The sequence below is a fragment of the Bradyrhizobium sp. genome (assembly GCF_019244115.1).
Lineage (GTDB): Bacteria > Pseudomonadota > Alphaproteobacteria > Rhizobiales > Xanthobacteraceae > Bradyrhizobium.
Genome location: NZ_JAFATE010000661.1, coordinates 1 through 5,506, shown reverse-complemented (window position 1 = coordinate 5,506; position 5,506 = coordinate 1). Strand labels below are relative to the sequence as shown.

7 protein-coding genes are annotated in these 5,506 nt (G+C 65.7%); 2 read left to right on the top strand and 5 right to left on the bottom strand.

Features of this window, described 5'->3' with window-relative positions; all coding sequences use genetic code 11:
* On the top strand, window positions 1-602 hold a 602-nt coding region (locus tag JOZ76_RS28730), incomplete at its 5' end, for a methionyl-tRNA formyltransferase (protein WP_291704451.1).
* A gap of 156 nt (window positions 603-758) precedes the next feature.
* Window positions 759-1,496, top strand: a complete 738-nt coding sequence (gene truA / locus JOZ76_RS28725) for a tRNA pseudouridine(38-40) synthase TruA (RefSeq protein WP_291704455.1) — start codon at window positions 759-761, stop codon at window positions 1,494-1,496.
* A gap of 157 nt (window positions 1,497-1,653) precedes the next feature.
* Here the strand turns inward: truA and dapE are convergent, their stop codons facing one another.
* The 5 genes from dapE to JOZ76_RS28700 form a co-directional block, all read right to left on the bottom strand.
* Complete coding sequence (gene dapE, locus JOZ76_RS28720; protein ID WP_291704449.1) at window positions 1,654-2,808, bottom strand: succinyl-diaminopimelate desuccinylase; 1,155 nt, start codon at window positions 2,806-2,808, stop codon at window positions 1,654-1,656.
* Window positions 2,801-3,472, bottom strand: coding sequence for a DUF805 domain-containing protein (locus tag JOZ76_RS28715; RefSeq protein ID WP_291704447.1), 672 nt, complete (start codon window positions 3,470-3,472; stop codon window positions 2,801-2,803). The genes dapE and JOZ76_RS28715 overlap by 8 nt, the downstream gene beginning before the upstream one ends.
* A 72-nt stretch (window positions 3,473-3,544) precedes the next feature.
* The gene (dapD, locus tag JOZ76_RS28710) at window positions 3,545-4,390 is read right to left on the bottom strand and encodes a 2,3,4,5-tetrahydropyridine-2,6-dicarboxylate N-succinyltransferase (RefSeq protein ID WP_291704445.1); all 846 of its coding nucleotides are present in this window, start codon (window positions 4,388-4,390) and stop codon (window positions 3,545-3,547) included.
* Between the two features lie 120 nt (window positions 4,391-4,510).
* A complete protein-coding gene (locus JOZ76_RS28705) occupies window positions 4,511-5,206 on the bottom strand; it encodes a pyrimidine 5'-nucleotidase (protein WP_291704443.1) in 696 nt (231 codons plus the stop codon).
* A gap of 156 nt (window positions 5,207-5,362) precedes the next feature.
* A partial coding sequence (locus JOZ76_RS28700; protein ID WP_291704453.1) for a DUF1036 domain-containing protein occupies window positions 5,363-5,506 on the bottom strand: 144 nt, incomplete at its 5' end.

Sequence of the window (5,506 nt, the reverse complement as noted above, 5' to 3'; positions counted from 1 at the left end):
CGTTGCTGCCGCGCTGGCGTGGCGCTGCTCCGCTCAACCGCGCCATCATGGCAGGCGACGCCGAGACCGGCGTCACGGTCATGAAGATGGATGTCGGGCTCGACACCGGAGACATCGCCATGGCCGAACGCATCGCGATACCGGATGCGACGACGGTCTCCGACCTGCACGACGCGCTGGCGCGGATCGGCGCCGACCTCATGGCGCGTGCGATGGCCGCGCTCGAGAACGGCGCGCTGCAACTCACAAGGCAGCCCGAGGCGGGCGTCACCTACGCGGCCAAGATCGAGAAGGCCGAGGCGCATATCGACTGGGACAGACCTGCGCGCGAGGTGCTGCGCCACATTCACGGCCTGTCGCCGTTTCCCGGCGCCTGGAGCGAGGTGCCGATCGACGGCGCACCGGTGCGGCTAAAGATGCTGCGCGTCGAACCGGCAGTTGGCGCGGGCGCGCCCGGCACCGTTTTGGACGATCACCTGGCGGTCGCCTGCGGCGCTGGCGCGGTCCGGATCCTCGAACTGCAACGCGCCGGCAAGGCACCGATGCAGTCCGCGGATTTTTTGCGCGGCACGCCGCTGAAGGCGGGCGCACGGTTTGCCTGACACTGTCATACCCCGCGAAAGCGGGGTATCCAGTACGCCGCGCTTTTCGAGATTGAGCCGAGAAGCCTCGGCGTACTGGATCGTCCGCTGGAGCCTGTCCTCGGGCGGCGCTCGGCGCCGACCCGGGGGCGGACGATGACAGCAAGCTGGATCAAAATGCCGCGCTACAAGCTCACCATCGAATATGACGGCACGCCGTTCTGCGGCTGGCAGCTGCAGGCGGATGCGCCGACCGTGCAGGGCGCGCTGGAAGCCGCCGTCGGGGCGATGTCGGGCGAGGAGGTGCGGGTCCATGGCTCGGGACGCACCGATGCCGGCGTGCATGCGCTCGGACAGGTCGCCCATTGCGACATTGCCAAGGCGTTTCCACCGGACCGGCTGCGCGACGGTCTTAACGCGCATCTGCGCCCGCACCCGATCGCCGTGCTCGCGGCCGAGATCGTGGCCGAAAGTTTCGAGGCGCGCTTCTCGGCGAAGCGCCGGCATTATCTCTACCGCATCCGCAATACGCGGGCCAATCTCGCGCTCGACATCGGCCGGGTCTGGCGCGTGCCCCGCGCGCTCGATACGGACGCCATGCACCGGGCGGCGCAGCGCCTGATCGGCAAGCACGATTTCACCACCTTTCGCGATACCGAGTGTCAGGCCAAATCGCCGGAGAAGACGCTGGGCCAGCTCGACGTCATCCGCGACGGCGAGGCGGTGAACATCATCACCTCGGCGCGCTCGTTCCTGCACAGCCAAGTGCGTTCGATGGTGGGATCGCTGGTGTGGGTCGGCGAGGGTCGCTGGAGCGCGGATGATCTTGCTGCCGCGCTTGCCGCCCGTGACCGCGCCGCCTGCGGTCCGGTTGCCCCGCCGGAGGGGCTGTATCTGGTGCGGGTGGAATATTAGACTCTGGCTGTCATACCCCCCCGCGAAAAGCGGGGTATCCAGCACCCTGCGGCCGATGTGCTTGAGCCGCGCCGTCGCCGAGTACTGGATCGTCCGCTGGAGCCTGTCCTCGGGCGGCGCTCGGCGCCGACCCGGGGACGGACGATGACAGTGGAGGTTAGGGGGCGAAATACCTCTCCAATATCCCGCGATAGATCCTGGTCAGCTTCTCCAGATCGGCAATCGGGGTGCGCTCGTCGGTCTGATGCATGGTCTGGCCGACGAGGCCGAACTCGATGACCGGACAATATTTTGCGATGAAGCGCGCGTCCGACGTGCCGCCCGAGGTCGAGAGCTCGGGCTTGCGCCCGGTCTCCTGCTCGATCGCGGCGACCGCAAGCTCGGTGAATGGGCCGGGCTTGATCACGAACACATCGGAATTCGACGGCTCCCATATGATCCGCGCGCGGATGCGGTCGCCTGCGGCCTTGGCGAGGCGCGCCTCGACGAGCGCGCGAAGTGATTCGCGGCTATGGCAGTCATTGTAGCGGATGTTGAATCTGGCCCGCGCCTGGCCGGGGATCACATTGCTCGCGGTGTTGCCGACATCGACCGAGGTGAATTCGAGGTTGGAGGCCTGGAATTGCGCGCTGCCGTGATCGAGCGGCTCGTCGCCGAGAGCTGTGATCAGCCGCGCAATGTCCGGCACCGGGTTGGAGGCGCGATGCGGATAGGCGACGTGGCCCTGCTTGCCGTCGACATACAGCGTGCCCGATTGCGAGCCGCGGCGGCCGACCTTGATGCAGTCGCCGAGGGTCTCGACATTCGAGGGCTCGCCCAGCACGCAATGATCGAAGGTCTCACCGCGCGCCGCGGCCCATTGCAACAGCTTGATGGTGCCGTTGATGGAGACGTCCTCCTCGTCGCCCGTAATCAGGAACGAGATCGATCCTTTGGGCCTGCCACGGTTGCGCAGATAATCGAGCACTGCCGCGACGCTGCAGGCGATGCCGCCCTTCATATCGACGGCGCCGCGCCCGTAGAGATGGCCGTCCCTGACCTCGCCTGCGAAGGCGCCGTGACTCCACGCGCTCTCGTCGCCCGCCGGCACCACGTCGGTGTGGCCGGCAAACGTGATGTGCGGCGCCTCCTTGCCGATGCGGGCATAGAGATTGTCGACGTCAGCGGTCCCCGGCTCGCCGAAAGTGATGCGATGAACGTCAAAATCCGCCTGTTTCAGCAGCGCCTCGATCACGCCCAGCGCGCCGGCATCGGCGGGCGTGACGGAGGGACAGCGGATGAGATCGCGGGCAATGGAGAGAGCGTCACTCATGCCCCCGCTTAACATGCGCGCCCGTGGCCGGGCTAGCCGGCCTGGCATTGTGCGGGATCAATTCCAGTTCGTTCTGCTGATCCCAGCGCGACGTCGTGCGGGTGCGCTCCCGCGAGGCGCGCTGCGCGACCGGATCAGCCCCATACCGGTTCGGTCCCGCCGTGCCCTTCAGAAAGCACATTTCGATGACCCCCCAGAGCCAGAGCATAGCCGCAGCCAGGCTGAGCACCAAAAACGGATATGAGTTGGGCAGCCGGTCATCGAACTGGTCGAACAGTCCGGGGACGACAAAGAACGGAATCATCCACCAGGCACTCTTGTTGCGATCGTGCAGGCGCTTGATCGAAGTGGCGAAATATACCCAGAGAAAGAGCGGCGTTCCGATGGCGTAGAACGAAAGAGGAATGAAATAGTCGACGGACGCCGGACTGCCGCTGCGGACGGTTTCGAAGGCGGAGGGGTAGGCCGTCGGGTCGATCATGCGGAAGATGTTGCTAGTGCCGAAGCCGAACTCGTGGACCGCGCCGCTGCCGAAGATTTTTGCAGAGCCGACGGCCAGGGCGCTCAGGAACATCATCCAGCAGGCGATGATCAGCAACGCGAGCCAGAACCTGGCGCGGTTGATCCGACCCACAAAATCGAACAGGAACCAGGCATAGTCCATGCAACGCCCTCCGGCGCGCGGAAGCGCCGCCCACCCGCGGGTTAAGTCGCGTTCGCTGCCTTCAGGTTGCGGTCAATCCCGTAACAATTCGTTGATACTGGTCTTGGCGCGGGTGCGCTCGTCGACCCGCTTGACGATGACCGCGCAGGCGGTTGCAGGGCCGGGCTGGCCATTCTTGAGCGGCTTGGCGGGAAGCGTCCCAGGCACCACGACGGAATATTCCGGGACCTCGCCGAGGAACATCTCGCCGGTCTCGCGGTCGACGATCTTGGTCGAGGCGCCGAGAAACACGCCCATCGCCAGCACGGCGCCCTTGCGCACGATGACACCTTCGGCGACCTCCGAGCGCGCGCCGATGAAGCAGTCATCCTCGATGATGACAGGCTCAGCCTGCAGCGGCTCCAGCACGCCGCCGATGCCGACGCCGCCCGAAATGTGCACGCGCTTGCCGATCTGGGCGCAGGAGCCGACCGTCGACCAGGTGTCGATCATGGTGGCCTCGTCGACATAGGCGCCGAGATTGACGAAGGACGGCATCAGCACGACGTTGCGCGCGATGAACGCCGAGCGGCGCACGATCGCGCCGGGCACTGCGCGAAAGCCGGCATCGCGAAAACGGTTCTCGCCCCAGCCGTCGAATTTCGACGGCACCTTGTCCCACCAGGATGCCTTGCCGGGGCCGCCGGGAATGGAGCTCATGTCGTTGAGGCGAAACGACAGGAGAACGGCCTTCTTGAGCCACTGGTTGACCTTCCACTTGCCGCTCGCCTCGCGTTCGGCGACGCGCGTCTCGCCCTTGTCGAGCAGTTCGAGCGCATGGTCGACCGCGTCGCGGACCTCGCCCTTGGTTGCCGTCGAAATGCCGTCGCGGGCATCAAACGCGGCATTGACGGTGGATTCCAGGGCGGAAAGGGACATCGGGGCTTCCTCGCGGGGGAAATTCATCGGACCTGTAGGGTGGGCAAAGGCGCCCTTGCGCCGTGCCCACCGCGGCTGCGGGAGGCTGCGAAAAGGTGGGCTCGCTTCGCTTAGCCCACCCTACACTTTCTTCGCAAGTCCCTGCAAAAACCCGGTGAGATCGTCGGTGACATGATCGACGTGAGCAGCCTCGCGGCCTTCGAGCTCCCACCCCTCGCGAACCACCTCCTGGGAGCCGTCAGGCACCACCAGCACGGTGGTCATGCCGAGTTCGTGCGGGACCACGAGGTTGCGCGCGAGGTCCTCGAACATCGCGGACCGCGCCGGATCGACGGCGTGAAGTTCGAGGAATTTTCGATAGGTCTGCGGCGCCGGCTTTGGCTCGAACTCGGCCGCGATGATGTCGAACACCGCGTCGAAATGGCCCGACAGCCCGAGCCGCTGCAGCACCTTATCGACATGATCGACCGAGCCGTTGGTCAGGATCAGCTTGCGCCCGGGCAGTCTTGCGATCGCCGCGCCCATCACGGGATTCGGCTCGAGGGGCGAATGATCGATCTGATGCACATAGGCGAGGTAGTCGTCGGCCTTGACGCCGTGCAGGGTCATCATGCCGCGCATGGTGGTACCGAAGCGGCGGTAATAGTCCTTCTGGATGGCGCGCGCTTCCTGCGCCGAGACGCCGAGCCAGCGGCTGACGAACGCGCTGATCCGCGCATCGACCTGCTGCCAGAGATTGACGTGATGCGGATAGAGCGTGTTGTCGAGATCGAACACCCAGGTGTCGACGTGACCGAAGCCGCGGGCAGTTCTCATTGCAACCCTTTATCCGCTGTCGTCCCGGCGAACGCCGGGACCCATACCGCGGAATCTCTCCGTGTGGCACATTGGCCGTCGTCCTTCGCATAACCGGGGCCGGTGGTTATGGGTCCCCGCGTTCGCGGGGACGACAGCGCAGTTGGTGCACCATCATCACGGCGTTGCAAAGCGCAGCGTCTTGCCGCCGCCGCTCATGTCGACCGCGGCAAAGCCGATCGCAGCAAAGCCACGCGTGGCGCAATCGCCCTGGTCGCTGATCTCGAATTTGTTCTCGCGCGTGCAGAGCTGCTTCTCGCC

Coding starts and splice junctions, on each gene's coding strand:
- truA (WP_291704455.1), top strand. CDS start 759: ATGCCGCGCTACAAGCTCACCATCGAATATGACGGCACGCCGTTCTGC.
- dapE (WP_291704449.1), bottom strand. CDS start 2,808: ATGAGTGACGCTCTCTCCATTGCCCGCGATCTCATCCGCTGTCCCTCC.
- JOZ76_RS28715 (WP_291704447.1), bottom strand. CDS start 3,472: ATGGACTATGCCTGGTTCCTGTTCGATTTTGTGGGTCGGATCAACCGC.
- dapD (WP_291704445.1), bottom strand. CDS start 4,390: ATGTCCCTTTCCGCCCTGGAATCCACCGTCAATGCCGCGTTTGATGCC.
- JOZ76_RS28705 (WP_291704443.1), bottom strand. CDS start 5,206: ATGAGAACTGCCCGCGGCTTCGGTCACGTCGACACCTGGGTGTTCGAT.